Origin of the sequence: Mucilaginibacter sabulilitoris (genome assembly GCF_034262375.1) — a bacterium.
Classification (GTDB): Bacteria; Bacteroidota; Bacteroidia; order Sphingobacteriales; family Sphingobacteriaceae; genus Mucilaginibacter; species Mucilaginibacter sabulilitoris.
In genome coordinates this window covers 995,492-1,022,419 of record NZ_CP139558.1, presented here as the reverse complement: position 1 = coordinate 1,022,419, position 26,928 = coordinate 995,492, and the positions used below count along the sequence as shown (strand labels likewise).

The following is a 26,928-nucleotide window of genomic DNA, read 5'->3' as shown; positions in this document are numbered from 1 at the left end:
GAGGCATTTGCTACATGCAGAAACTTCAAATGACCTGATGAGACAAATAATAAGGACAAAAAAGGCATTCATTCTCAGACATATAATGGTTTGGGCCATCTTTATAACATACGAGCTTTCTCTTATAGAGCTAACGGTTGGCCTTAATGCCTCATTAGTACACTATGCATTTTTTTATCTGCTGAATATTGGGCTTTTTTACTTTAATGCACATGTGATATTGGATTTTGCGTTTTTCCAGACCTCAAAATCGATTTTGGTCGCAGCTATATTCATAGCAATAGAAATTGTCTTTTATCTGCTCATAAAGCTGCAATGTGAAAACTTTTGGAATGGCGAAAGCTGGCTAAGTTTATCGTTCACGTTATCTCATGGGAAACTATGGTTAAGTAATATTTTTAGAGAAATATTTTTCATCGGGTTCAGCACGGCCTACTGGTCGATGTTATATATGATAAGGTTTAAGGAACGCAACCATGCGATAGAAAAGGAACAATTACTTCAGAAGTCTCAAACACTTGAACTAGAAAACAAATACATCACCGCGGAAAACGCTTATTTACAAAATCAAATCAGTCCACATTTACTCTTTAATTCCCTTTCATTTATCTACAACGCTATTCATCAGGTCTCCCCCAAGGCAGGAAACTGCGTAATGCTGCTTGCGGATATCATGCGCTATTCGCTGATCAATTCGGAGGACAACCGCACGGTGCCGCTTTTAGACGAGGTTGCGCAGATTGAGAAACTCATTGAGCTCAGTGGACTCCGCCACGAACACAAAATATTTATCAGCTTTCAAAAAAAAGGGAGATTAAAAGGCATTCACATTCTGCCTTTAATCCTTATCACCCTGGTCGAAAATATGATCAAGCATGGTGGTGTTGGCGACGTCACCAAACCGGGAAAGATCCTGCTTGACAGCCAGGAAAATTTTTTGACATTTAAAACCATTAATGAAAAACGTACCAGTACGCTCTATACACGAACCGGAATCGGCCTGAAAAATATAGAAAAAAGGCTCGCGAACTTTTATCCGGGTAAATACACCTTGGAAATTAAAGATGAAACCGAAGATTTTATCGTCTCTATAAGCATAAACTTATGATCTTTACCTGCTACATTGTTGAAGATGACCCTGATTCCTTAGAGTTGATAAAGGGGTATATCGAACAAACACCCATCCTCAAGTTAATCGGGGCATCTATAAATCCACTGGAAGCGTTGGATGTGTTAACCGGCGTAACAGCGCCTGACCTTACCTTTCTCGATATTGATATGAGGCCGCTTACGGGATTGGAATTGGCGGGAATGGTTAATTTGTACACATCAGTAATTTTCACTACGGCTTTCCCGGAATATGCATTACAAGCATTTGACAATGAGGCGTTTGATTTCCTGCTAAAGCCAATAAATTATGAGCGCTTTTTAAAAAGCATTCAACGTGCTAAACGTAAAATCAAGAGAAAAGCTGTTGACAATGCGTCAAATGAGGGTTTCTTTACGATTAAAAGTGAGATCAAAGGTCGGATGATAAAAGTCCGTTTTGATGAAGTTATTTATATTGAAGGGGCGGTAAACTACATTCAGATATTTACCACAGAAGGAAAGCACATGACTTATCTAACGATGCGGGAGATTGAGCGTCATTTACCATCTGATATTTTCGCCCGAATTCATCGCTCTTTTATCATTAATGTCAGCTTTGTTAAGATAATAGAACGTGCCCAGGTAAGGATGCAAAGCGGAGAATCCCTGATAATGGGTGATCATTATAAACAAAAGTTTCTTAATTTGATGGATCAACATCTGGTAAAATCGAAAAGGGGAGGTCAATGATTACCCTGTTTATTTCTGGCAATTTCACTTTTAATAAATTTATACAGCATATAATAAACGACCATTTCCTGCTTACGTTGCTGATCAGTAAAAAGCCTGTTCATATGCAGGTGGAGAATACTATTCAAATAGGAATTATGATCCCCTTCACCGACAGCCTCGCTGATTTGTTTTGCGATGATCATTAGGTTCTTATAGGCCGACCCAAATTGATTTCGAACATCAAACGCTTCGTCATCGAACACCTGTTGGATAAATCCACTTAATTCACGATACTTTAAATCCAGTTCAGTTCTGTTTTTCGTCCCATCAAATTCTGCGGCCAGTGCATCATAACTATCCTTAAAGTAATCAGCTAAAACCTTACGATCTGAAATAAACATCTCTGCAATTGCTATAACCGTGCGGATTGCCACCAAATACGGCGGAAAGAAATTACGACCCCTTTGTAGGTGTTCAATAGTGAACACGCTACTTGCCCAAAAAAATTCTTCTGTCAGCGCAATTCCCGCCGCCTGGTATCTTTCAAGTTCCCGGTGATAGGTGTCAAGGTGATACTCCCGTATCATGTGTTGCTCCACCTGTTTACCTAATAACCCGTTTAACGCAACCAAAATGTCGCTGATGTTTTTGGGATGCGTTTTTAAACGCAACCTTAAATGAGGAGCATGGTCCTCATACCTGACAAAAAACCAATTTTCAATGGTTCCGTTATGATAATTTTTCCTAATGAAAGGCCAAAGGTTAACGAGCAGTTTAGACATCCTTTGGGCCGGTGTATAGATCTTCAGGTAAAGCCATTCTGTTCCGGGCATAAATTTTCGAACGGTTAAAGGTACTTTACTATTAGTGGCTATACTAACAGGAAAAGGTATTGGTTCATCCGGCACCACAAATGTGTTGTATTGGGCAATAAAACTTCGGCCGGCGGGATCTTTTACCAGGGATGTCTCGTCATGGTTACCCAGGTATTCCAATAGAACTATCTCTCGGCGTGTACGAACGAACTTTAAAAATAAGGTTATATCATCACCTCGGTCACGATATAATCTTAACTGGTGATCTGCTTCGGTCAATAAGAAAACTTCGGGAATATTTTTTTCAACTGCCAGCTCTCTATAAGCGTGAAGTGCCTCCATTTCATCTTTACCCTGTAAGGGTAATAGGTCCGGCTCGCGAAGTACCCAGGTAGCCGGACTCAGAATGCAACGTTCATATTCAACCCTCGGATAATGATCTAACCCGGGGAAAAATCTACTTAAATCAAATGTAAGGTCACTATCACCATATTGATAACCAAGGTCAACCATAAACCGGAAAAGTGGCAACTTATTCAGAGAATGGTTATAGGCGGAGCTTAATCTTGGAATCACATATTTCTTGAGAGCCTCAGACCATAGATATACCTTGCCGCTAATCACTTCAACATACAAATCACGTAGTTCAATCCGTTGATCGGCCGGCAAAGTGGATGCGGCGGTTATTGGAATCTCATAGGACCAAATGTGTTTACGTCTATTGATATTATCGTGATGAGGGTCAGTTAGATGTAGCAGCTCTGCAAAAACCAGGTGAAGGTTCCGCTGCTCCAGGTCTTTTGCCATATTGGTTGCCGCTTCGGCCATCTCCGGGCTTGCCACGGTAAAACGCCCGAGTAATGCGCACGCATTGGTACCGCCTGCGCTCTCAAGATAGATTTTATCACCAGACCGCCTGAACAAAATTGAAAGGCCTAAAGTCTGGAACTTCTGGGTTTCATTTTTTAACTTTTGCAAACCATCTTTAGTTAAGCAAATATTTTGACGGCAGTTTCTTTCTGCTTCGATCCATCGGTTCATCAAATAAACATGCGCAGAACCCCAGTTCGCGTTTTGGTCAGTAGTTTCTTTGTGCCTGACCCGGAGTGTTTCCAGGAGAATATTGGGACTTTCCAATGCGGGCTTCTGGTAATTAATTCCTTGTTCAGGATCAAAACAAGATAATAATGGTAATCGCTGCCCTCCAAAGTGTCTTTCGAATTCTTTGGAAAAGTTTTCCATGGTTGGCATTGCTTTAGTATAACTCAGGCAATGAAGTGCAAACAAACCATCACGAATCTGACTTTGAATTTGATAACCTATGCAATCGGCACTCAATTTGCGCTCTAAGATCACACTGATCGCTGGCTTTTCAGCGTTCAGTGCCGGTTGTAATAATTTGACTTGGTGATCTATGCTTTGCAAATATTCGGCAGTTTTATCTACTGGATTAAATCGCTGCCCGGTCAGTTTAAAAATGAAATTCCATTCCGGGCCAACCTGTCCGGTTTCAGTTAATAGCCGTAAAAAATCTTCGCCGCTTATATTTTGCCTTAATTGTCCGACTATGACTTGCGCATCTAATAAAAACAAAAAATAATCCAGACTTTCGGCTTTATTGGTATTGGCGAAATTTGATATGTAGGCTAAAATTTCCTCACATGTGCGGCCCTGGCGCGAAAACTTCAAAATATTTTTCAGCATTCCTGAATATGCTGTCGACTGCAGACGGTATTGCCTTTTTTCCTCCGGATCTACTTCCGTTCTAACAAATCTGTATTCTTTTAAGGATTGGTAAATAGTAGGGTTGACCTCAAAGCGTTGTATTTTAGTTATTTGGCTGTAAAGAATTCGGGTAACAAGATTCAGTAAACTTTGATCGGGGGAAATATTCACAGAAAACGGCTGTTTAGCATCGAACTGGATAGAATCTTTGTTTGACCATTCAAGCAGCGAAACAGAAGAAAACAGTCCAAATGGGGTGGGCCTGAAACATGCCCGATTTACATATTTCAGCAATGAAATTCGCTGTTTTTCGGTTAATTTTTTTGTATTAAAATCGCAGTCCTTTAAACTCCTATAAAAAACCGGACTTGCCAGGAAAATGGCAGCCCGAAAAAAAGGATCGTCCAAAAAACATTGCAAGTCCTGATCGTATTGTATCTCAGGATAAGCTGGTAACCGAAGTAGTAATTGGGGTGCGAAGGCTATGCCCATTATAATTATCTAACTTCTGATTTCTATATACTCTTTACTTCACCGCCATCTATCCTTAGGGCAGTTCCTGTCATCCATTGCGCTCTCGGCGAGACCAAAAAAGCGATCAGTTCGGCAATTTCCTGCGGTTCACCATACCTTTCAATCTTTGCCTCTCTCAGAAATTTCATCTTTGCTTCTTCCATGGATAGGTTATTGGCCTCAGCAAACTTTTCAAGAAATTTCTTTCTTCGGTCCGTCATTACAGCACCTGGCAGTACACTGTTTACTTGTATCCCACATAGAATTCCCTCCTCAGCAAAAGCTTTAGCCAATGCACAAATGGCAGCGTTAATGGTCGCGACAGCTGCAAAACCCGGCTTCGGGACTTCGGCAGAATTTCCGGAAATAAACACAACATTTCCTTTCGACTCTTTCAGTAGCGACCATGCCTTGATCGTTAATCGACGGGCACCATGCAGTTTCATTTCCGCACCATCGTTCCACTGTTCGTCAGTCATTTCAAACAGGTGGATCTGCGGAACAGCACCCGCTATATTGACCAGCGTATGTAGCTGCCCGAACATTTCCAACGTTTTTTTGATCACCGTATCACCTGCAGACGGTAGCCTGAGATCTATCGGAATAATCAAAGGTTCGACGCCCAGCAATTTCAACATTTTGGCCGTTTCGGCCAATTCGTCTTCCCGTCTGGCAACCAGCACCAAACCTGTAAAATCCTTAGCTAACCTGATTGCGGTCGCTTTACCTATCCCGGAGCTGGCGCCGGTTATAATTGCAATTCTTGTTGCCATTTCAACTATCCTTTGTTTTAAACCGCTTCCCAAACAGTATCCATAAACCATCCTTTATTGTCAAAGAAGTTTGCAACGGGTCGAAACTGGGCATTCCGGCCTAACTCTTCGATTTCTTTAATTGAATATTTTTGAGATATCTCCATGAACATCGGTTCATTTTCCTCGAAATTGATCCACGTGGATCCGTCTACACAGGGTATCATTACCTGTTGCTTTTTTAACGAAATCAGGTAACTCTTACAGCCACCGGTATCAGGATCATAAACAGGATAATGTTCAAATTGAGTGATTTCAAAATTTGCACCTAGTTCCCTATTTATCCGCCGGAGAAGGTTAAGATTAAATTCTTTAGTAATTCCGGCTTTATCGTTATATGCTGCCAAAATTGTGGCGGGTTTTTTCTTTAGGTCGACGCCAATGATGACCAGGTCACCGGGCTTTAGGTGCTGTCTGAGATTCATACAGAATTCCGCGGCTTCACCCGGGGACATATTCCCTATATTGGATCCGAGGAATAAAACCACTTTTTTATTGTCGGAATGATCCGCTGCCCGGCCGAGCATTTGTAAATAATCACCCGTTATCCCATTTACCTTGAGTCCAGGGATATCCAACGGCAGCTGAGCATTGAGAAAATCAATTATATTTTCAGAAATATCGATTGGAAGATAGGTAAAATCAGTATCCATTTTGACCAATTCTGCTAACAGGTACCTTGTCTTGGTGCAATCACCTGCTCCTAGTTCTATCAAATCTGCGGTTGCTCCAGCCTTAGCGATCACATTGGCTAACATTTCTGTTTGCTGGCTAAAGATCTCCAGTTCGCATTGGAAAGGGTAATATTCGCTGCAGTTCATTATCTGCTGAAAAAGCCGGTCGCCTTCTTTATCGTAAAAATACTTTGATTGTAGTTGTTTGGGTTCCGATGTCAAACCATTGACCACATCCTGATAAAACGCCACATCTCTTATAACCGGCGTCTCGGTTTTTATAATTCTTGGTCTCTTTTGTTTAATAGCAAGCATATTTATTCTAGGTAATTATCGAATTAATAGAAGGTTCCAAGCAATCACGAACGTTTGTAAAGGTCGCTAAAGCGGAGTTTCCTGGGTTTAAGTGAATTACCAATTAGAATCATTCCCATTGAAACCCCCATAAGCGTCAACACAGGTATTTTAAAATCCCCGGTCATGTCTCGTATTAACCCCAATAAAAGTGGGCCTGCCGCTGCAATCAGATATCCTATCGTCATTACAAATGCGGTCCATGAATTCGTTTCATCCGGATCCAAGGTATTATCTAATGGGAGTGTCATAGCAAGCGTAAATGCGGCGCCAAGACCTGCGGCCACAATACCCACAAATACAATGGCTACTGCTCCTGTAAAAAAGTACATTAAAATAAAACCGACCAGTGTAACTTGTGAACTTCCGATTAACAAAGTGCGGCGGTCACGTGATTTACTGAACCCTCCGATGGTGAAACTGGATAAAGTAAAGATCAGCGTAAAAAATCCCAAAATACTCCCCGCAATATTTCCCGGCAAGCCATTTTCAATGAACATGGACGCTGTCCATGTGATCATCGCATAAAAAATCAGGTTTACGCAAGCAAAGAATATCGCTATCCTCCAGGCGAGCCCGTTTTTCCAAGGGATTTTTGGTGTGTCGAACACTATAGGTGATTTCACGTATTTAGTTTCTTTCACTTTTACAATGAACCAGGCTACAAGTCCCGCAACTGCAGGTAATGCCCATACCCCGGTGGCAATCCTCCAGCTGCCTGTGACTTTTAAGAGCGGAGCGGTGCTAAATGCGGAAAGTGTACTGCCTATTGACAGTGAGGCAGCATATATCCCCATTACAAACGCTGTCCTTGTGGGAAAATTTGCTTTGACAAAACCGGACAGTATGGTTCCGGCAATTGCAATTCCCGTACCCACCCCTGCGGTATACAATAGCAAGAAGCCAATATTTGGCGCATAGGCTCTTGCCACCGTGGAAATTGCAACCAATCCTAGTGAAGCAAAGACCAGGTTGTCCCGGCCAATTTTTTTCATAAGCCAGGGTGTGGGTAATGCCATCAGTCCCATTAAAAGATCTGGAATTGATATCAGCGCCCCTGCAGCGAAATGAGACATTTCGAAATCATTCCTAATTGCAACAAGGGCCGGCCCGAGAGAGACAAGCGCCGGCCTTAGTGCAAGTGCCACAAATATAATTCCGGCCATTGCCGCCGTATTTTTAATTTGATAATTTTCTTTCATGGAGATCGCTTACCTGATCTTTTTGATTTTCATCATGCTGGCAGTTTGTTGAGGAAGGTCAAAATTTCTTCCCCAATTTCATTAACATGGGTTTCCAATGCGAAGTGGCCTGTATCATAAAATTTTACTGTTGCATCAGGCAGGTCTCTCTTGAACGCCTCGGCACCGGGCGGTAAAAAGAAAGGATCCTTATCACCCCACACCGCTAAAAATGGGGGCTGATACTTTTTAAAATATTGATGGAATGCAGGGTACATGGCCACGTTGCTGGCATAATCTTTAAAAAGATCCAATTGGATCTCGACGCTGCCTTCCCGTTCAAGAAAATATTGGTCAAGTGTAAAAGACTCGGGTGCAACCAATGTTTCATCACCAACGCCCGTCAAATATTGCCATTTAGTGGTTTCCAAAGTGGTCATTGCACGAAGGTTATTGCGGTTTTGCTCACTGGGATCTGCCCAATATTTTTGGATCGGGTTCCATCCGTCACTTAAGCCCTCTTCATAGGCATTGCCATTTTGTGAAATAATGCCTGTTATTTTTTCCGGATTGGCTAGTGCCAGGCGATAACCTACAGGTGCACCGTAATCAAATACCTGCATGGCAAACCGTTTAATGCCTAGCTGGTCAATAAAAGCCTGCATGTACTGCGCCAGATTATCAAATGTGTAATTAAATTCAGTGTTTTTGGGCGCATCTGAATAACCGAAGCCGGGAAGATCCGGAGCAATCACGCGAAACCGATCACTTAATAACGGAATCAGGTTGCGGTACATATGTGATGATGTAGGATATCCGTGCAACAGCAGGATAACAGGCGCATCCTTTGCTCCTGATTCACGGTAAAAAATGTTAAGATTCAGGACTTTGGTTTTAAGATGTTTGACTGTTTGAGATTTCATGATTATATAGTTTTAAAGATATGTAATTAGTGGGATATAAAACAGACTGGCTTGTTTTTAATATTTTATTTTTTAATTGCCTTATTGTCCATGTTAGCATTTAAAACCTTTTTAGGCCCAGACTACACCAGGCATTATTGATAATTTTATTGCAACCATGGAAACCTTATCCACCAGTAAATAACATTTAATATTATTTCTAAGAACTGTTTTAGCTGTTATTGTTTTATGAATGGGTTATTCATGTTTATTAAAGTATTCTTTGATCCTGCCAGCAATGTCATCAAAATGTTCTTCAAGTGCGAGATGGCTCGTATCATATACATAAAGCTCTGCTGAAGGTACGGCCCTTTGAATCGCCTCTGCTGCAGGCAATGGAAAAAATGGATCATTCTTACCCCATACCAACAATATATTTGGCTGCCTTTGAACCAGAAACTGTTGCCAAACGGGATATTCCTCAAGATTGCTTCCGTAATTATAAAGAAGATCCAGTTGAATTTCCGCCTGGCCGGGCCGGTTCAAAAGATAAAAGGCTTGTTCGATATGGTCAGGATTAATGAGAGATGAATCTTTTGCTCCCGCAGTAAAAAAAAGCTGTAAACCCTCCATGGCTAACAGGGGCTTAACCAATTCGGTTGTTTCCGAATTTCGGTTTGTCAAAAATGGCGCTGCCCCCTGCATTGCCGGACCCAGCCCTTCCTCATAAGCATTCGAGTTCTGAAAAATATATGTCTTGAATAAGTCGGGTTTACGTACAGCAATCCTAAAAGCTACCGGCCCACCATACCCAAGAGCATAAACACTCGGTTCATGTAAGCCAACGACTGTAATAAATCGCTCAATTACCTTCGATATATGGTCAAAACTATATTCGAACTCCGCTGGTGACGGCGCGTCACTATAGCCAAATCCTGGGAAGTCGGGTGCCACCAGGTAGAAATCCTCTTTCAGAACATTCATCAAGTCCTGAAAGGCACCGGAGGCATTAGGCACACCGTTTAGCAAAATCATATGTGGTTTATTTTTGCTACCGCCTTCCCGATAAAAAATCTTCAGGCCATCTACGTTGGCGTACAGATATTTTAATTTATTTGCTTTCATATAATACAGACAGGTTTGTTTTTAATAAAATAAATTTTTTATACTAATTGTAAGACTGCGTTCTTTGCCGATCTAATCGGCCAGTTGGCTCCATGTACCTTATGTGCAATCAAAGCGCCTTCAAATAAGGTGTATATTTCATCTGCAAGCTCTGGCTTATTCAAGGGTTCGATGATAGTTCCCAACAGGTTTCTGACTAAATTCTTCTGCCTGCGGATTTGCTCCCTTGCCCGTTCTTCCCTATTAGGCATTTCATACACAATATTCAGGAAGTGGCAGCCGTAAAATTCATCCATCCCAACAAGCTTCTCCAAGTAGTCGAAAATGGCAACCAACTTTTCAAGAGGAGTGGTACCTGATTGAGCAGCATCTTTTAATGCTTTTAACGTCAACACCCCGGTCTCTTCCAGGTACGCAATCAGAAGATCTTCTTTAGAACGAAAATGTTGATATAAGGTGGATTTGGCAATACCAGCCTCATCTATGATTTGGTTGATTCCAGTATTCGAGTAACCTTGTTTATAAAATAACAGGGAAGCTGTTTTAATAATACATTCTCGGGCTTGATTCCTCTTCATAATTCAAAGGTATAAAAATTATTTTAAAACAGACAAGTCTGTTTTAAAATAATTAATTAATTCATATTTCCTATACTGGCTTTATATCCTTAAGAAATCAGTTTAGCTGCAATTTTCTTAGCTGCATCAACGGGCCAAACTTTGTTGTGCACTTTATTTGCGATGAGAGCCCCCTCGAATAAAATGTAGATTTCGTCAGCAAGTTCTTCTTTGCCCATTGGCTCCAATAGACTGGCAAAGAGTTTTCGGACACCATTCTTTTGTTTCTGAATCTGTTTAATTACCCGCTCAGCATCCGTTGGGATTTCAGATATCAGGTTCAGAAAATTGCAACCGTAAAACTCCTTTTCCTGTACTAAATCAATCAAATAATCAAACACAGCCAATACTTTTCCTTTGTCATCTTTCCCTTTTTCAGCAGCTAATTTAAGAGCTGCGTCAGTTGCTGCTCCTGATTGCACTAAATATTCCATTAAGATGTCTTCTTTCGTACGAAAAGCAGTGTATAGTGTCGATTTTACTACTCCCGATTCAGCTATGATCTGGTTGATCCCGGTGTTTACATAACCCTGTTTATAGAACAGCCGGGAAGCCGTATCTACAATGGCCTGTCTAACACCATTTTTTCTCTCATTGCGCATATGGCAAAACTAACTGTTTTTCAGACACCGACAAGTCTGTTTCAGGTAAAATTAAGAGATAACTTTACTTTCCTTAAACAAAAAAAGGGCTACTCTCCTGGTAACCCTTTTTGCTTTGAAGTTGTATCTTCCTTTGTTGCGCAATGGAGGATATAAAGAACGAGGAGTATATCTTTTAGCTTATTAAGCTGTTTAATTGTCTTGATTTGCAGTACCGCCCCAACAGCTTTCAGCTCAGGTTGGTCATATAGGGTTCCCTGGCAGCCCCCGCTGAATGCAATGCGCGGTCAAGAAAAACTGTGAACCACAGAAAACATATCGTGCAATAGTGATGTTGCACTTCCATTACTTTATCAAATGCAAGCGTAATTTTAATGAGCGGTTTCTTGTCATTTACCAGCTAAGTCCCGAACCGTTCCAAATGCCTGGTAACACTTACCAGTGATCCCTGGATTCTTTCGGCCCATGAAAACAAAATCGGCACCCTTTCTGAAGACTAATATATCGGCTACCTGACTTCAACGCGGACGAATTCAGAACCGGGTGATCGCCTTTCATCAGCTGCGGAAAAGAAATCGTGTCGGACAAGAATTTTCTGGTGAATTGTTTTACATTTTTAGAGGAAAAACACTGAAGTTCCATGTTTGCATTTGGCAGGTCATTTTTGGTTTATTTATTATCTCATTTTAGTAATCAGATGAAAAGCGTCGCATCTTCTTTGGCAGCGAGGTAGCGCTCAGCATCCAACGCAGCCATGCAGCCAGTACCAGCTGCAGTCACCGCCTGGCGGTAAATCCGGTCCTGCGCATCCCCGCAGCAAAAGACGCCTTCTATGTTGGTATTCGTACTGCCAGGACTAGTAATGATATAGCCGGTTTCATCCATATCCAGCCAGCCTTTAAAAATGTCTGTATTGGGATGGTGTCCAATCGCAACGAAAAATCCGGTTATGCTCAATTTACTTTCTAAATTCGTTTGGTTGTTGATAATGCTTAACCCTGTAACATTTAGGCCGTCGCCAAGAATCTCTTTCGCTTCCGAATTATAGATAAGCTCTATATTTGGGGTATTTAGTACGCGGTTGACCATGGCCTTAGAGGCACGGAACTGGTCCCTTCTAACGAGCATATAAACTTTTCGTGCCAGTTTGGCTAGGTAGGTCGCCTCTTCAGCTGCCGTGTCTCCGCCGCCGACGATAGCTACATCCTGTCCTTTGAAGAAGAAACCGTCGCAAACTGCGCAAGCAGAAACGCCAAAACCATTGTATTTTTGTTCTGATTCCAACCCCAGCCATTTAGCCGAAGCGCCCGTTGAAATGATAATGGCATCAGCTGTTACAATCTTTTGTTCATCAATAACAACCGCCAATGGCGAACCTGAAAAATCTACCGAGGTAACGTAGCCTCTACGGATATCCGCCCCGAGTCGCTCAGCCTGATCACGGAAATTCTTCATCATGTCCTTCCCCTGAATTCCCTCTGGGTAACCCGGATAATTTTCTACTTCGGTGGTCATGGTTAATTGACCGCCCTCTAGTATTCCCGTGTATAGGACAGGTTTTAAATCGGCCCTGGCAGCATATATGGCAGCAGTATATCCCGCCGGTCCTGATCCGATAATCAGGCATTTAACATGTTCTGTTTCTTGTGTCATAATGTGGTTTTGTGTTCGATCTTTATTCGTAGTGTTAAAAGTATAATCGATAAAAAACATGTCCGGCTTCCCGAGAAGCTTATCTGAAATTCCGGGATTACTTTAGGTTCGAGAGAAATCAAATGCTATCAACCGGAGGGGCGGGCAGCCCTCCCCCGTGACTACTCAAGCTTTCTTTTGCGTTTAATGCGATAATCCGAACCGGGTTTTTCGCCGGGCAAATAAGCAGAATCCGCAGCCCTGTAGGATTGGTTAAGCAAATCTAACGGTGGTTCTGTGCTTTCGGCACGTGGAACGTTTTCTTCATCCAGGCCATTAGAATGTATGTCCTGCTGACTCTGCTGGTCTGATTTATCTTCGCCTTCCTGGTCATCTAAAGGGATAATGTCTTCTGGGTTGATCATAATTTTTTAGATTTATGGTTAGTTAATTAATGTGGTTTCGACATGCACAGGCAGACTTAGAGTCTGGTGAACAGGGCATTTCGCCGCGATTTCCCTTAATCGTTCTTTTTGTGCCTCATCGAGATTACCGATTAATCGCAGTTTCTTGGAAAAGGTTTCTAAATGACCTGGTTCGCCCGGTCCTTCCTTCATATCATCTTCATGTCTGCGGGCGTAGGTGATATAAACAAATATCTCTTTCAACTCCCAGCCTTTCCTTTCTGCATATAAACGGATTGTCATGGTGGTACAGGCTGCCAGTGCGGCGCTCAGGTAATCATAAGGCGATGGTCCGAGATTTTCACCGCCAACATCTTCCGGTTCGTCTGCAATTAACGCATGATGCACTGTTTGCATCATGGTAGTAAACTTGTGTTCCTCAAGGTTAAGATGTCCAACCAGCTGTTCACCAGCGGTGTCGAGCATTTTGTTGGGCTCAATTGGAATATATCGCGATGCCCAAGTGGCGATAATATTAGCAGCGTAAGTACTGTCTTCTTTTTGGGTAAGGAGATGATCTGCATCATCAAGAGATACAAAACTTTTGGGATGTACCGCGCCCTCATAGAGTGATTGTGCATTTTCGATGCCGACGATATTATCACCCGGGGCATGAAGAAACAGTACTGCTTTATGCAGATGTCCTAAAATGGCATGCAAATCCACTTTCTCTATTTCTTCCAAAAATGTTTTGGTAATCATAAAAGGACGGCCGCCAATATTAACTTCCCATTCCAGATCTCCGGTTCTATCATTTTTCTCGAGTCTGAAATGCTTTTTAACGTGGTCGACTCTTGCCGGTGCGCCTATTGTGGCTACTGCTTTGACTTCGGGTAACCTTGCGGCCGCAGCAATAACTGCGGCACCGCCAAGGGAATGACCAACCAATAGCGCAGGTGACGCATAATGCAATTTCATATATTGTGCTACCGCTACCAGATCGCCGACATTCGCCGAAAAGTGACTTTCAGCAAACGTTCCTTCACTCTGTCCAAGCCCGGTAAAATCGAACCGGATTACGCCTATGCCGTGTACGGCCAGGGCCGCACTGATATGACGTACCGCGTTCAGATTGCTGTTGCAGGTGAAGCAATGCGCAAAAATTGCGTAATGCGTAGGTTTACCATTTGGCGGTAACTCCAAGTAGGCATTCAGCTTATAGCCTTGTTTGTTTAGTATTTCAAGTTTTCGGCTTTGCATGCTTCTTTCTACTTAAGATTATTTGTTGGACATGAATAAATGCAGTCTTCACCTTGTTGCATTACGATTTTGGCCTGTTCAATATTCTTGTTGGTGATATGCTTACCATCGTCAGAAATGTTTAGTAATGCATCGATGAAATCCCTGATCAATTTGCAGATTCTGCCTTTGTGATATTTGATCAGCGTCGCCGGATCATTGGCGTCCTCAATCACGTTGCCTATCTGCTCCGCGATGTCAGGTACATCAAAATGATGTCGGATCAAGAATGCATAATCTGTCAAATCCACCGATGTAAGCTTTTCCCAGGTGGAAAAGAAGTTTTCAACTATATATTGTTTCCAATCTATTTCGCTTTCCGCTCCCATACTTCGCGTGATTGTTTGGGCAAATGTGTTACAAGTAAAAATGCCCGTACTTTTTAGGCACGGGCCTTTGAATAAGTTAAATAGCTGGTGCAGCCGGAAAATCGATCGGAACAGCTGTTAAGGCAAAAATGTAATTGGTAATGGTCTTATCGCCTATAACCATCACGACGTCGATCAGTGAACCTTCATTATAACCCGCTGCAAAGAAGTTTTCTACCAAGTGCGGGTCAGCATGCCCCTTATTTTCGGCAATGCTTTTTGATACCTTAACTAACGCATCCAGTTTATTGTCGAAGGTAATTTCACCTTTGCGAATCTCTATGATTTGCTCCTCAGTAAAACCCTGCATTTTAGAAATGGCGGTGTGCGCAGCCAAGCAGTAGGCACATTCGTTCACCTGACTAACAATTAGGTTTACAACTTCCTTTTCTTTGGGATGTAATGATGTTTTTGCGCCGGATAAAGCTAAGTAGGTTCCGAGGGCATTTTCCGAATGGGCGTAAACTGCGTATAGGTTAGGAACGGTGCCAATATTTTTTTTCAGGGTATCAAATAATCCCTGATTTGCTGGTGATATTTGTTCTCTTGTTGGAACTGCAATTGTTTTCATTATACAGTGTATTTAAATTGTTGATTAATAAATTTCTATAGTAATTATTTGGCTTTATTTTGCTCCAGTATAGCCTTGTGACCGAATTTGGATATCAAATAAAACGAAGCCCCAAGGTTGATGATGTCTTTAAAAAGGAATAATCCAAGGAAGCTCATGTAGTTAATTCCATTTACAGGAGTCAATGCCCCGGGAGTTGTAATCACCATCGTGCTGGTTACAAAAAACATAACTACGGCCACTGCGCCACCGATCACGCCGGCCTGCGGTTTAAATAAACCGATAATTATAAATATGGCCGCTATCCATTCCGTAAGACCAATCATATCTGAGCCGGGGTAAACACCGAATAATTTGAAATGCCAGCTGATCAGCGGATTGTTGTCAACCAAAGGCACGATACCTTCTGCACCCGGAGCGGTCATTTTGTAAGATCCCGCCCAAAGGAGCATCACCACCATGCCTGTGGTGATAATTAAAAATGGAACATTTTTCCGGCTTACCCATGAAGCGAATTTGATCGCGATGTTTTGACTGTCGTGGTTGTGTAGCTGTTCTGTGTTCAGTACCGTAGTTTTCATGTTAATAATTTTTTTAGTGTTTTGATGAATTGATATCTCAAAGGTCAGGCAATTTGCCCGTTCGGGGAACGACCAGACTGCCCGATAAGTGGTCTGAATTTCCCGAATGATCAAATCCGCTATAAAAAGCCGCTTAGCGCGTTAAAACATTGCTCTTTTTGATTTCTGAAACATTTTGGCCGGTCATTCTTTTAAAAAATTTACCGAAATGTCCCGCGTCCTCAAAGCCCAGTTCATAGGCAATTTCTTTGGACGTTTTATCCGTATAGAAGAATAAGCGTTTGGCTTCCTGCGCCAGGCGCTCCTGAATGATCTGAAGGGGACTTCTGTGATTATATAGGGCGAAAAGATTGGATAAGGTTTTAGGTGATTTGAACAGCTGGTCCGCATAAAAGCTTACCTGGTGCTCCTTTTTGTAATACGTCTCCACCAGGAAATTATACCTTCGGATAATGTCCAGCTTATCACCGGGCAATTCATTCTTATTAATAAACTGATCCTTTGCCAGGCGCGTAATGATAATAATAAGGCGCTTAAGTAAGACCTGCATCATTTCCCCCTGGATTTGATTGCTGGTCTCAAATTCATCCTTGAACATCTCCAGCAAAGAGGCCAATCGTATCTGATCAGTACCTGAGAGACAAATGAACATTTTTTGAGGAGGGCCATAAAAGATAAAACCCACACAACTTACTTCTTTATCATGGTCAACGATGCAATAAAAATCTCGGCTGAACTGCCAGGCCACAATATGCTCTGGATGTTCAAAATGAAAATTTTCACTGGTCATCAGGCAGTGAATGGTATTTGCAGGAAATTTATAAAGTGCATTGTCGATGGTAATCACTTGTTCTGCGCCGCGATTCCATGCAATTGTCAGCAATTTTTCCTTTTGATCCTTCCCATAAAAGTCACGGCTGAAAACGGCCTCATTATAGACCATCCTGAAGAGCGCGCTCGTTTGTTCGTTGAAATACTGGTGTATCATTAGTTTAGTGCATCAATCCTTACATCTTAGTCTTGTTCTGATTCAATTACTTACAGGCAAGGCGCAACATTTACTGTATTTTATGCCAATCGGTTTTAAAAGATCTCGTTGTTATACTTTCTTGATACAAATATAAAAGTAAACATAATAAAACAGACCACCTTGTTTTAATTTTTATTTTATTATTGTAACATTTATATTAGCTTGAATTTAAATCCGATGCCTTAATGACGTCTTTAGGAACAGAGCAAATAAATGAGCCGCATGTAAACCCTGCTGTTGACGAACAATTATCATTGGATTTGAAAAACGATTCCCAGACAGCCTTTACCCGGAGAGTAGCCTGGAACAGTGCAGTGCCCTGCCGGTCAGACAATATTCTGAAGCAGCCTTCCAGCAAACAGGCCAGGAATTCAGAAAAGATGTCAGGCATTACCAACTATCAGGACACCATTTAACACGGTTCAGCGTTTTTCTTTCTAAACTATCAAATGATAACCAATGAAATATCAACAACTTTACCAAAGCTTGATCGACCGGATTCTCAAAGGTGATGGCCAAAGCGAACTGCAGCAGCGCAAAGCGGCGTTTGAAAACGCAGACTTACCTAGTGCGCTGAACTCTCTGATCAATAAAGTCGCGCATAATGCATACAAGGTGACCGATAATGATATCTCGGTGGCAAAAGCGGCCGGCTACAGCGAAGATCAGTTGTTTGAATTGATCATTTGTGGTGCAGTCGGGCAAGCATCCCGGCAATATTATAATGGATTGTCCGCTTTGGCCGAAGTTGTAATGGAAGGGGGCAGCCATGCGTCTTGAGGTATTGAACAATGGTTATAGCTTTGGTACTAAGCTATTATTCGGCATGATTAAATTTTTTTCAGGCTTTCCGCTGCCAGATGCCGCCAGGCTCGTTTTTTACCGGCCCGACTTTTACGGTGCCCCGGCTAAGGCATTTACCCAAACCGCGATGCGCGGTCCTTCCGAATGGTCAGTAGGTGACAGAGAACTGATGGCTGCCTACGTGTCCCGGCAAAATAAATGTGCGTTTTGCGTCAAGGCTCATACAGCTACCTCCGCCGGTGCATACCAAGACCCAAAAAAAGTTACCCAGGTATTAATGGATATTGAAAACGCCCCCATAACACCCGCGCTACTCACCACTTTGTTAATGATAAGCAAACTCACCAGGGAAAATGCGGTCACTGCTGCAGATATGCGAACTGTTATCCATGCGGGAGTTAGTCCCCAACAGATCGAGGACGCCCTAGCAGTCTGCTTCGCTTTTAATGTAACCAACCGGCTAGCAGATTCCTTTGGATTTTCTGTACCGACAGACGAGGCTTTCGAGGCCGGAGCAAAATACTTGCTTAAACGTGGCTATGCTTAACAAACACCTTGCTGCTGAAGGAAGAATGTTGTATGTGTGGCCAGGAAGAATTTCCCAGCTATTAGTAAAAACACATTTGTAAACTGCTTGAGGAGACGCTACATATGCTTGACGCACCGGCTCCCTGGTTTTTAGCCGACCGGTTCGGGTGTAGAACCTTCCCAGATACTGCTGTATTGAGGCATTTCTAACAGACAGTCAACCATCAATAAGGGTTGGTTGATTTGAGCTATCATCACCATTTAATACTTTTATTTCCCATTCTATGATATCGTTAATGCTATTAAGACTGAGAAGACAATTCTCCTCGTTGGTGTGGCTACTGGTCGGTTTCTATGTGAGGTTTTATCGGGGCATCACGATACAGTGTAAAAATCAGGCACTAGCTTAACATCTATAAAAGGGAGAAGTTTAAGCATTTGACACCTATATTTTTTTATGGATCTGGTAAACGCAGGTGACGAGTTATCTCAGTTAATCGGCCGACAATAAATTAAAGCAACAATTCGGGAAATCCAGTCCACCGTTCGGGAAATCCAGTCGTTTCATACCTGCCTATTTCGTCCGACCTTTGAGTTATCAAAACAAATCAAAAATGAAAACATTACACCGATCAACAAACCTGAATGCAGTTAATCAAAACATTGTATTGAAATTTTCAAGCTGGGTATCTCAGCAAAGATTAGGACATAAAATTATAACTATTGGAATGGTAGTGATGCTCCTCTGGGCAGGATCTTACAAAATGACAGCTCCGGGAGCAGAAGGTATTATTCCATTAGTGAATAATAGTCCGCTGATCAGCTGGCATTTCCAGGTGTTTGGTGCTTATATTGGCTCTGATCTGATCGGTGTAACCGAAGTGATAGCGGCTGTCCTGATCATCATCGGACAATTTAAACCCAAATTTGGCATTTTCGGTGGCGCCGTGGCCGTAGTCATGTTCTTTACGACGAGCACCATGGTGATTACTACTCCAGGTTCATTAGTGGGTGTGAACGGTTTAAATTACATGAGCTTTCTTGGATTATTCCTTTTCAAAGACATCATTAGCATGGGCGCCTCCTTTTACCTGATTACACAGTTCGGGCACAGGGCCATACTGGAAGAAAACAAATCAAAATAACATCCGACAATGTAAAGTCATGAGACAGTTCCCATTAATCAAATACGCCGAAGTAAGTGCCGTAAACCGGAAATATTTCGACCACTTTAATAACAAACTGGGCAGCATACCGAATCTATACGGTATGCTCGCTCATTCCGAGCAAGCCCTGGATGCTTACTACTCGCTTCACCACCATGCCCTAAGTCTGAACACGATTGAAAGGGTGATCGTAGGCATCGTGGTGGCATCCCTTAATAATTCTCCCTATTGCCTGGATTCGCATATCATGGTTGGCAAATTGAATGGCCTCAGCAATGAGGAGATTAACCAGATTGTTGAAGGTACCATCATTTTTAATGAACGATATCACTTTTTGGCTAATTTGGTAACAGAAATTGTCGTTGGCAAAGGCAGGCCGAGGGAACAGACTGTCCAGCGATTTTTGGAGGCGGGGTATACAGTGGAAAATATGGTCGATATGATCGTATGCGTTGCAGATACAACGTTTACCAATTTTCTTACCTGCAGCATGGGTGTTCCTCTGGACATCCCCGGCGGCAATGAAAATCACGCTTAGTCTATCTTTTATGAATGCCAATGCGAAAATATTCTTTTGGGTGACTAATCTTACCTTTCTCCAATCGGTAGCAGTCGTACCACCCAATCTAAGGGTGGCACGACTGGCATTCGCACATGATTTCAGGGGCGTAATATTGTTTGGTATGGCAGCTATCCTGACACAAATCGTTTCTGCAGAAGCAGCACTGCACTTTTTATCCAGAAGAGAACGGCTCTCAAAATTCAATATGGTTGTCGTATTATTATCCGCGGCAACAACAACTTTCTTGGCCATTCGTTATCTCGGCGCCGGAACCGAGGAACCGTTTTATTTTTCAGATCTGAAAAGCCAATGCGGGTTTATTGTGCTAAGCGGAATTTTGATGACCCTTCTTTCTACAGTTAGGGTTCCTGCTTTGCAGGAGCAGATTTCCCTGTTGAAATGCAAAAATCTGCTGGCTAGCGGGTCTCATCAAGTATACGTGGCCGGCGTAGGCTTTGGAGCAGTTTTGTCAGCGGTGTCTTATTTCTTCCTGGGAGCGTTACTTGCCAGGCATTTCGGTGCGTTTCAGGAATTTGTCAATGTTGTGACCGGTCTAGTTTTAATGATATTTACCATAAGCAGGGTTTACCCGGTTTTCCTTTCGTTTCTGCGCCAACTGAAGAACCATCCTGCAGATGGCAATAATCCCGAAAGTATTTGCTGAAATCGACCGTCGATTTGTGAATCATTGGTTTTTCTTGAGTGAAATCAATGGCGGATCCAAACCAATGCTGGGCTGTTACTGGTCTACGATTAGATCAATATTTCGTTACAGGCGAACAAAGCGGTCGTGCTCTCGATGTAACAGGGTAGTTGGTTGCAGATGAAACCAAACATGAACTTTGGGATGCCAACAGAGGAAGCCATCAGAATTAGATCATCACCCGCCACAACAGGCGGTTATTATTCTGTAAAATCAGTTCAAAGCAACAAATTATAATTGAAATAACAGGGAATTCTTCTTCCTCCAGAGAACTAAATCATACAAATTAGAAGCGCCTCTTGAACCAGTAATCAGGAATGGTTCCTCAAGGCCCCATTATAGCATTCAAGCAATCAGCGCCGGTTGGTCGGCGCTGATTGTAAAGTCATTCTTCTTTCGCAAAAAAAGAATCAGCCGACCAGCGTCCTCCACCGGTAAGCATTAACGAGATCAATGAAGCAATATAGATAAGATTGATCTCATAACCAGGTGGCCCAAAGACAGGCCCACCAGGAGTGAGGCCGATAGTTTTGACTGCACTGAACCCGTAATGGATATGAATGCCGAACATCGCTACCAACATGGTACAAATTAGAGGTATGGCGATCAGGCTGACAGCAATACCTGCGATCAAGGCTGCTCCGCCAAGAATTTCAGTAAGTGTGGTTATCCAGGCCATGATATCCGGAAAAGGAATATGCAGCTGTGTTAATAACTTCGCGAAGCCTTCAGGGCCCCTGCTAAGCTTTGCCCAGCCATGAAGTAAAAAGCCGAGACCCGTGATTACACGTAGTACGAATGGTGCCCATTGCCGGTAATCCTTACCTTTAATGGAAAATGTTGTTTTTATCATGATTTTGATATTAAATTAATGAGTTAAGAGTTACAGAAAATTAATATCGGTCAAATCAGGAAGCAACGTTTTCGCAAATAAATGGGGACTTTTTGGTAAGTAGTGTTTTGGCGCGAAGTCACGAAATTTCGCACCAGGATAAGTGTATAAAATGATTGTCTGTTTTTTAAATTTATTTCAGACAGGATCCCAGCAGCTGGTACTGTTTCCGAAGTTTTGCCGGAAGTCAGCCAACCGGCATCAATTCCACTGCACCGAATATTACCATCGCGCTGTGGCCAGGCGGAACGGTTGATCGAACGTTTTACCGGATGATGCGTAATGACAGCAATCAGGGTGTTACGTAAGGGACAAAATCCCAAAGCGATAAAAAAGAAAAGTACAAGCAAACCCTTAAAGCCCTTCATGCTTAAAGCTGAATTACAGGACGCCAATAAATCATGCTTCTTTACCATTTCTCTATAAACCTGAATAATAATCATAACCCTGTTCGGCCCAATAATCCGGCGGCCTTTGGTCACTAAATGTGATAGTACCGACGCGCTTCAGATTTTTGATGCCATATTTGACAGGGATAATCAGGCGCAGTGGTTTTCCATGTTGTTCCGGTAAGGGATTCCCATTCATTTCATAGGCTAATAAGGTTTGTGAATGAACGGCGCTGGGCATATCGATACCTACATAGTATTCTTTATCGGGCGTCATCAAACCTACATAACTCGGCTTCGCTTCTTCCTCTAAACCAAAGTGTTCCATGAAGTCCCTGAAGCGAAGTCCCCCCCAGTGTTGGATCTGGTCCCAGCCTTCTACACATTTAAAATCAAAAACCAGGTCAGTTTTCTGCAGTTTCTTAATTTCATTCAGAGAAATGTTCAATTGACTTTTATCTTTTCTGATAACTTTTAGCTGCCATTGCTCACTATCAATTTCATCTTCCGATCCGATATCAGAATTATGCCGCACCTGCTTAGCCGCCATTTCAACCGGATAGGTTTTAACCATATGATTTTCATTAAAGGTAAGTCGCCTGAAAAAAATCTCCGTTTTGTTCAGCGCCCTACGTAGCGGTGCTTTTGTCCCGGCGGTTATTCCGGCCGTTTCTTCCGGCGAATGATACAACCATTTCCAGCTACCATAAGCGGCGGCGCCTAACACTCCAAAGATGCCAAAAGACAAAAAGTTCCGGCGCTTTATCTTCTGTTCTAGGGTCAGCGGATTATTAAGTTTATTCTTCTTCATGGGAAATGGTTTTAACAGGTTTGCTGGCTATTTCAAATCCTGATACTACCGACCCGAAATTATTCCAGCCTGCCAGGATGACCTGAACAATATGAATGATGAAAAACAAGACATAACCCAGCGTAAGTAGAAAATGCCAGATACGGGCCAGGTGATAACCACCCATTACCCATGTGAGCCAGCTCAACTGCACCGGTTTATATATAGCCAGCCCTGTCAGCACAGAACCTGCGCCCATCAGGATAATCGCAGAATAAGCAATTCGTTGCGCTGCATTATACTTACCCTGCGGCGGTGCGCATTTGCTAATATGAAGATCATGTAACAAAACCAGCCAGGCTTCGCGGAATGATGATTTTTGAGGCCAAAGGCTTCGCCATTCTCCGGATATTAGCGTATAGAACGTATAGAAAATCCCATTCAGGGTAAAGAACCACATAAAAAGGAAATGAAAAGCCATTCCCTCCGACAATCGGTGTGGTATTTTCAAAACATCATAGAACCTTTGGGAAAAGAAATGGAAAAACGTATGGCCAGAGATGGATATTTGATATTCGTCATTGGCCCAATAGATCAGCAAACCACTCCAGATCATAATCCCCAGCAGGGGAAAGTTGATCCAATGTGTCCACCGCATAACAAGTGAATGTTTTTCTCTGATGATTTTCATTCGTCTCCTGGCGTTTACTTTATTTAATGCTTATTGGCAATTTTTTCTTCTATTTTCTTTTTCATGTTTTCCTTGAATTCTTGACCTAATTCGACTTCGTGCGGTTCGCTAAGCAGTTTTTTAATCATTCCATTGATCATGATGCTTTGCTGTTCATAAACCCTGCATATATAGCAACCGGCCAGATGAAGCTGCAACTCCATCTGTTCACGTACAATTAATTCTTCGTCTTGTTTTTTTTCGATTAAATAGGTTGCCTTTCTACAGTTGTAAGCAATCCTATCTTCCTCTGTTTTCAATATCTTTTTCATATCATATCCAATTTTTTTGCAGACATGACCGCAGATTTACTTTTGCACGGTGTATGATCACCCAAAAGTTAGCAGATGATATCTTCATTTCCTTACAAATAGTTTCCGTTATTTCATCTTCCAGGTGTTTTAACCGGAATACCGACATCCAAAGTGGCGGAAGGCGCTTCAGGCATTGCTGCAGGACGCCCATAAATTCCTTGTTATGAAGCGGATCGTTTTCTTCAACGCCAAATAGCTGCGGCCAGTGTTCCCGCTTCCAGTTATTCAATTCGGGATCAAAATATTCGTCTTCATCTGCTGCCGACCCAAACTGGTCGGTGACAACAAGGACGCTGGATTTTTTCCTGTAAACATCGATTACCTTGTATTTCAGAATAGCGGTCAGCCAGGTTCGCTCATTACTATCACCCCGGAAATTCCCGGTCTTTTCCAGCGCTGCTAAAAAAGTATCTTGTACCAAGTCCCGAGCCTGTTGCTCATCATTCAGACGTCCGAAAGCATACTTGTACAGGTAATCAGCATATCGTTCTACCCACAAATGCGGCTCCAGTAGGGTGCCAGCCTGGTTTCCAACTATATCTTCGTTACTAATTCTGTTTTGCATAAGTGCGAAATATCAATTACAGAGTTTTATCGTCATTAGTCGTAAACAGTTGATAAAACTTACAAAATAAATGATATTTTTTTTGCAACTTAATTTACTTGCTATTAGTTACTTAACCACTGACTTTGCAAAAGCACCCAATTGATCTGCGTTCACAAACCCTTCTGACTTGAAGATGACCTTACCGTCACTATCTAGAAAGAGCAGGGTCGGATAGGCTGTGATATCGTATTGTTCGGCTAAAACCAAGCCCTCGCCTTTTTCTACGTCGACTGAAGCATTGATGAATTGCCGATTGAATTGAGCACCCACAGCAGGATCTTTGAAGGTACGCTCTTTCAATAGCTTACAAGGTGCACACCAATCTGCGTAAGCATCCAGAAAAATGAGCTTGTGCTGCTGCCTCGCCAGTGAAAGAATTTCTTTCCACGTTTTATCTGTAAAAGTAATACCTGTCATTTTTGGCTTTCTGTCCTGGCAACAAACCTTGGAGACCTGGAATCCAAGCACCATAGCTACCCCGACAATGAAGATTATGACATAAAACCGCTTGTTGTATTTCATGGTGCGATTTACTTATTTACCTTACTTAATGAGGCTGCTACAGATAGCATTAATTCCGGGCTGATGCGCTGACGGAAATCAGGATTGATATATTCAAACAGAATAACCCCTTTTTTGTCCAGTATGAACACCGAAGGTACCGGCAACAGCTTATCTATATTTTTGCCGTTTGATCCGGCTTCGAGGGTTTTACCATACGCCGCGGGGGCTTTGAAAGCCAATCCAAATTGTTTGGAAACTGCGAGGTCCGCATCTGAAAGCAACTTATAAGTAAGTTGGTTTTTATCGATTGACTTGCTCAGGTTTTCCGGGCTGTCCGTACTGATCGCAATGATCTGGTAACCCATTTTGACCAGATCCGCTTGAATCGTTTGAATACCCGCCAATTCTTTGTTACAGAACGGACACCAACCGCCGCGGTAAAATACCAAGATCGTCGGCTTTTGAGTAATACTGGCATTAAGATCATATAACTGGCCGTCTGATGCAGGAATTTTGACCGCCGGGATAGATTCGCCAATAAGCAGCGGGCTTATGTCAGTGGATTTATCCGGATAAGACATCGCTTTTGATGTATCCCTGCTGAAAGGTTGGTTAATTTCGGCGTTTGCCTTTAAACTACCTGTCGCCAAAACTGCTGTCAGGGTTATGAATGTAAAAATTTTTGCTATAGGAAATTTCATTTGATAGTTTTAATAGCCGGCGGTATTATTCCCGCCGGCATTGGTTAATTACATTTTACCAGTGTCTTTTTTCATTTTATCCATTTTGTCCATTTTCTTATGGCCCTTTTTATGATCCATTTTGGACATCTTGGACATTTTCGTGGTATCCTTTTTCATTTTACTCATTTTGTCCTGAGCTTGAGTGCCAACAGACAGGAATAATATCGCAGCTGCTGCAATACCAAAGGCTTTTAAATTGATTGCTTTCATTTTTCGATTTGATTATTTATTGTTTAGTAGGGACAGATCACTAAACCTTACAGTTATTCGTAAAAATATTTTGTTCAAATTTCATGTAAGAGTTTGGTTTGCCACAACCAATTGTTAAGGCTAATAATTGCCTTCGTGATAACATATGAACAACTGATATTTGAAAAACAAAAAAGCGCTCGTTACAGGCGGATCAAAATGGATTGGTAAAGCGATCGTTCGAGAATTGGCAGAGCTCGGTGCAGAAGTGCTTTTCACCTCTTGCAATGCTCGGGAATTGGTTGATGCCCGTTCGGAAATGGGCAACTGATGGAATACGTGTTAATACAGTGTCTCCGTGGTTTACCGAAACGCCGCTCACAAGTGGCTTATTAAGCCAGCCAGAGAAATTAAAAAAATCATTGCACGTATACCATTGCGCCGCATCGCAAAGGACCATGAGGTCGCCGCTGCTGTTGCCTTTCTGGCTATGGATAAAGCTGCCTATATAACCCAAAACCTCTCCGTAGATGGTGGTGCAACCATAAACATTCTTTAACTTTAATATATTTTAAAATGGAAAAATTCGCATTACTTGCGCGCCTGGAGGCAAAGCCCGGTAAAGAAAAGGACGTAGCTGGGTTGCTCAAAAATGCGCTAGCACTGGCACAACAGGAGGAGCAAACCGTAAGGTGGTATGCCCTGCAGTTATCGGCATCAACCTTTGGCATCTTTGATACCTTTGCTGCCGAGGAAGGTAGAACCGCGCATTTGAACGGACAAATCGCCGCTGCATTAATGGTCAGGGCGCCTGAATTACTTGCCCAGCGACCCTGTCATCGAAAAGGTTGACCTGATCGCCGTTAAATAAAAAAAGGGCCGTACCAACGTGAGGGTACTGAAAAAGTCTAAATAGGCAAAACGGGGTTGAAAAATTAGTTTTTCAACCCCGTTTTTTGTATCTTGAAGTGTCAAAAGAAA

35 protein-coding genes are annotated in these 26,928 nt (G+C 42.4%); 11 read left to right on the top strand and 24 right to left on the bottom strand.

The features are described 5' to 3' along the window. Positions 1 to 7 precede the first annotated feature (7 nt). Both SNE25_RS04575 and SNE25_RS04570 read left to right on the top strand, forming a co-directional pair. Positions 8 to 1,108 carry a sensor histidine kinase gene (locus tag SNE25_RS04575; RefSeq protein WP_321563910.1) on the top strand — a complete coding sequence of 367 codons (1,101 nt, stop codon included), beginning with the start codon at positions 8 to 10 and terminating at the stop codon, positions 1,106 to 1,108. Further along, complete coding sequence (locus SNE25_RS04570) at positions 1,105 to 1,839, top strand: LytR/AlgR family response regulator transcription factor (protein ID WP_321563909.1); 735 nt, start codon at positions 1,105 to 1,107, stop codon at positions 1,837 to 1,839. Before SNE25_RS04575 ends, SNE25_RS04570 begins: the two co-directional genes overlap by 4 nt. On the opposite strand, the gene SNE25_RS04565 is transcribed toward SNE25_RS04570, so the two are convergent. The 15 genes from SNE25_RS04565 to SNE25_RS04495 form a co-directional block, all read right to left on the bottom strand. After that, positions 1,833 to 4,853, bottom strand: a complete 3,021-nt coding sequence (locus SNE25_RS04565; RefSeq protein ID WP_321563908.1) for a lantibiotic dehydratase — start codon at positions 4,851 to 4,853, stop codon at positions 1,833 to 1,835. The genes SNE25_RS04570 and SNE25_RS04565 overlap by 7 nt on opposite strands. Before the next feature lie 23 nt (positions 4,854 to 4,876). After that, the gene (locus tag SNE25_RS04560) at positions 4,877 to 5,647 is read right to left on the bottom strand and encodes an SDR family oxidoreductase (protein ID WP_321563907.1); all 771 of its coding nucleotides are present in this window, start codon (positions 5,645 to 5,647) and stop codon (positions 4,877 to 4,879) included. Between the two features lie 17 nt (positions 5,648 to 5,664). Next, positions 5,665 to 6,675 carry an L-histidine N(alpha)-methyltransferase gene (gene egtD, locus SNE25_RS04555; RefSeq protein WP_321563906.1) on the bottom strand — a complete coding sequence of 337 codons (1,011 nt, stop codon included), beginning with the start codon at positions 6,673 to 6,675 and terminating at the stop codon, positions 5,665 to 5,667. 44 nt (positions 6,676 to 6,719) lie between these two features. After that, positions 6,720 to 7,916: an MFS transporter gene (locus tag SNE25_RS04550; protein WP_321563905.1), complete on the bottom strand. Its 1,197-nt coding sequence runs from the start codon at positions 7,914 to 7,916 to the stop codon at positions 6,720 to 6,722. 32 nt (positions 7,917 to 7,948) lie between these two features. Continuing rightward, positions 7,949 to 8,818, bottom strand: a complete 870-nt coding sequence (locus tag SNE25_RS04545; protein WP_321563904.1) for an alpha/beta fold hydrolase — start codon at positions 8,816 to 8,818, stop codon at positions 7,949 to 7,951. Between the two features lie 237 nt (positions 8,819 to 9,055). Further along, entirely contained in the window at positions 9,056 to 9,922 is an 867-nt protein-coding gene (locus SNE25_RS04540; protein ID WP_321563903.1) for an alpha/beta fold hydrolase, read from the bottom strand. A 38-nt stretch (positions 9,923 to 9,960) separates the two neighbouring features. Continuing rightward, positions 9,961 to 10,500, bottom strand: a complete 540-nt coding sequence (locus SNE25_RS04535; protein ID WP_321563902.1) for a TetR/AcrR family transcriptional regulator — start codon at positions 10,498 to 10,500, stop codon at positions 9,961 to 9,963. 89 nt (positions 10,501 to 10,589) lie between these two features. Further along, positions 10,590 to 11,141 carry a TetR/AcrR family transcriptional regulator gene (locus tag SNE25_RS04530; RefSeq protein ID WP_321563901.1) on the bottom strand — a complete coding sequence of 184 codons (552 nt, stop codon included), beginning with the start codon at positions 11,139 to 11,141 and terminating at the stop codon, positions 10,590 to 10,592. Between the two features lie 693 nt (positions 11,142 to 11,834). Then, a complete protein-coding gene (gene trxB, locus SNE25_RS04525; RefSeq protein ID WP_321563900.1) occupies positions 11,835 to 12,794 on the bottom strand; it encodes a thioredoxin-disulfide reductase in 960 nt (319 codons plus the stop codon). A 161-nt stretch (positions 12,795 to 12,955) separates the two neighbouring features. Further along, entirely contained in the window at positions 12,956 to 13,198 is a 243-nt protein-coding gene (locus SNE25_RS04520; protein ID WP_321563899.1) for a hypothetical protein, read from the bottom strand. Between the two features lie 18 nt (positions 13,199 to 13,216). Further along, the gene (locus SNE25_RS04515; RefSeq protein WP_321563898.1) at positions 13,217 to 14,437 is read right to left on the bottom strand and encodes a bifunctional alpha/beta hydrolase/OsmC family protein; all 1,221 of its coding nucleotides are present in this window, start codon (positions 14,435 to 14,437) and stop codon (positions 13,217 to 13,219) included. Between the two features lie 8 nt (positions 14,438 to 14,445). Then, positions 14,446 to 14,805, bottom strand: a complete 360-nt coding sequence (locus SNE25_RS04510; RefSeq protein WP_321563897.1) for a hypothetical protein — start codon at positions 14,803 to 14,805, stop codon at positions 14,446 to 14,448. 76 nt (positions 14,806 to 14,881) lie between these two features. Next, positions 14,882 to 15,415 (bottom strand): carboxymuconolactone decarboxylase family protein, encoded by a 534-nt coding sequence (locus SNE25_RS04505; RefSeq protein ID WP_321563896.1) that lies wholly within the window; start codon positions 15,413 to 15,415, stop codon positions 14,882 to 14,884. Between the two features lie 44 nt (positions 15,416 to 15,459). Continuing rightward, on the bottom strand, positions 15,460 to 15,996 hold the full coding sequence (locus SNE25_RS04500; RefSeq protein ID WP_321563895.1) for a DUF417 family protein: 537 nt from the start codon (positions 15,994 to 15,996) through the stop codon (positions 15,460 to 15,462). Positions 15,997 to 16,129: 133 nt separating this feature from the next. Beyond that, a complete protein-coding gene (locus tag SNE25_RS04495) occupies positions 16,130 to 16,984 on the bottom strand; it encodes an AraC family transcriptional regulator (protein WP_321563894.1) in 855 nt (284 codons plus the stop codon). A gap of 227 nt (positions 16,985 to 17,211) precedes the next feature. Here SNE25_RS04495 and SNE25_RS04490 point away from each other — a divergent pair, with 227 nt between their 5' ends. The 6 genes from SNE25_RS04490 to SNE25_RS04465 all read left to right on the top strand — a co-directional run bounded on the left by SNE25_RS04490 (position 17,212) and on the right by SNE25_RS04465 (position 20,750). Further along, a complete protein-coding gene (locus tag SNE25_RS04490) occupies positions 17,212 to 17,442 on the top strand; it encodes a hypothetical protein (RefSeq protein ID WP_321563893.1) in 231 nt (76 codons plus the stop codon). 43 nt (positions 17,443 to 17,485) lie between these two features. Next, a complete protein-coding gene (locus tag SNE25_RS04485) occupies positions 17,486 to 17,806 on the top strand; it encodes a hypothetical protein (protein WP_321563892.1) in 321 nt (106 codons plus the stop codon). Beyond that, positions 17,796 to 18,377, top strand: a complete 582-nt coding sequence (locus SNE25_RS04480; protein WP_321563891.1) for a carboxymuconolactone decarboxylase family protein — start codon at positions 17,796 to 17,798, stop codon at positions 18,375 to 18,377. Before SNE25_RS04485 ends, SNE25_RS04480 begins: the two co-directional genes overlap by 11 nt. Before the next feature lie 595 nt (positions 18,378 to 18,972). After that, a complete protein-coding gene (locus SNE25_RS04475) occupies positions 18,973 to 19,503 on the top strand; it encodes a DUF417 family protein (RefSeq protein WP_321563890.1) in 531 nt (176 codons plus the stop codon). Positions 19,504 to 19,522: 19 nt separating this feature from the next. Next, positions 19,523 to 20,062: a carboxymuconolactone decarboxylase family protein gene (locus tag SNE25_RS04470; RefSeq protein ID WP_321563889.1), complete on the top strand. Its 540-nt coding sequence runs from the start codon at positions 19,523 to 19,525 to the stop codon at positions 20,060 to 20,062. Further along, positions 20,046 to 20,750, top strand: a complete 705-nt coding sequence (locus SNE25_RS04465) for a hypothetical protein (RefSeq protein ID WP_321563888.1) — start codon at positions 20,046 to 20,048, stop codon at positions 20,748 to 20,750. Before SNE25_RS04470 ends, SNE25_RS04465 begins: the two co-directional genes overlap by 17 nt. Before the next feature lie 424 nt (positions 20,751 to 21,174). Here the strand turns inward: SNE25_RS04465 and SNE25_RS04460 are convergent, their stop codons facing one another. The 9 genes from SNE25_RS04460 to SNE25_RS04420 form a co-directional block, all read right to left on the bottom strand. After that, on the bottom strand, positions 21,175 to 21,642 hold the full coding sequence (locus SNE25_RS04460) for a DoxX family protein (protein WP_321563887.1): 468 nt from the start codon (positions 21,640 to 21,642) through the stop codon (positions 21,175 to 21,177). A 50-nt stretch (positions 21,643 to 21,692) separates the two neighbouring features. Next, on the bottom strand, positions 21,693 to 22,097 hold the full coding sequence (locus tag SNE25_RS04455) for a hypothetical protein (RefSeq protein ID WP_321563886.1): 405 nt from the start codon (positions 22,095 to 22,097) through the stop codon (positions 21,693 to 21,695). A gap of 4 nt (positions 22,098 to 22,101) precedes the next feature. Beyond that, entirely contained in the window at positions 22,102 to 22,881 is a 780-nt protein-coding gene (locus SNE25_RS04450) for a molybdopterin-dependent oxidoreductase (RefSeq protein WP_321563885.1), read from the bottom strand. Further along, the gene (locus tag SNE25_RS04445) at positions 22,868 to 23,551 is read right to left on the bottom strand and encodes a cytochrome b/b6 domain-containing protein (protein ID WP_321563884.1); all 684 of its coding nucleotides are present in this window, start codon (positions 23,549 to 23,551) and stop codon (positions 22,868 to 22,870) included. Before SNE25_RS04445 ends, SNE25_RS04450 begins: the two co-directional genes overlap by 14 nt. Before the next feature lie 23 nt (positions 23,552 to 23,574). Then, on the bottom strand, positions 23,575 to 23,862 hold the full coding sequence (locus tag SNE25_RS04440; protein ID WP_321563883.1) for a hypothetical protein: 288 nt from the start codon (positions 23,860 to 23,862) through the stop codon (positions 23,575 to 23,577). Between the two features lies 1 nt (position 23,863). Continuing rightward, positions 23,864 to 24,469, bottom strand: a complete 606-nt coding sequence (locus tag SNE25_RS04435) for a sigma-70 family RNA polymerase sigma factor (RefSeq protein ID WP_321563882.1) — start codon at positions 24,467 to 24,469, stop codon at positions 23,864 to 23,866. A 108-nt stretch (positions 24,470 to 24,577) separates the two neighbouring features. Beyond that, on the bottom strand, positions 24,578 to 25,033 hold the full coding sequence (locus SNE25_RS04430) for a thioredoxin family protein (RefSeq protein WP_321563881.1): 456 nt from the start codon (positions 25,031 to 25,033) through the stop codon (positions 24,578 to 24,580). An 8-nt stretch (positions 25,034 to 25,041) separates the two neighbouring features. Next, positions 25,042 to 25,716 carry a peroxiredoxin-like family protein gene (locus tag SNE25_RS04425; RefSeq protein WP_321563880.1) on the bottom strand — a complete coding sequence of 225 codons (675 nt, stop codon included), beginning with the start codon at positions 25,714 to 25,716 and terminating at the stop codon, positions 25,042 to 25,044. A gap of 48 nt (positions 25,717 to 25,764) precedes the next feature. Then, positions 25,765 to 25,968 (bottom strand): hypothetical protein, encoded by a 204-nt coding sequence (locus SNE25_RS04420; protein WP_321563879.1) that lies wholly within the window; start codon positions 25,966 to 25,968, stop codon positions 25,765 to 25,767. Positions 25,969 to 26,128: 160 nt separating this feature from the next. Here SNE25_RS04420 and SNE25_RS04415 point away from each other — a divergent pair, with 160 nt between their 5' ends. Genes SNE25_RS04415 through SNE25_RS04405 form a run of 3 tightly spaced genes read left to right on the top strand, consistent with a single transcriptional unit; the run spans position 26,129 to position 26,799 of the window. Further along, positions 26,129 to 26,278 (top strand): SDR family NAD(P)-dependent oxidoreductase, encoded by a 150-nt coding sequence (locus tag SNE25_RS04415; protein WP_321563878.1) that lies wholly within the window; start codon positions 26,129 to 26,131, stop codon positions 26,276 to 26,278. Positions 26,279 to 26,305: 27 nt separating this feature from the next. After that, on the top strand, positions 26,306 to 26,506 hold the full coding sequence (locus SNE25_RS04410; RefSeq protein WP_321563877.1) for an SDR family oxidoreductase: 201 nt from the start codon (positions 26,306 to 26,308) through the stop codon (positions 26,504 to 26,506). 17 nt (positions 26,507 to 26,523) lie between these two features. Next, entirely contained in the window at positions 26,524 to 26,799 is a 276-nt protein-coding gene (locus tag SNE25_RS04405) for a putative quinol monooxygenase (RefSeq protein ID WP_321563876.1), read from the top strand. Positions 26,800 to 26,928 lie beyond the last annotated feature (129 nt).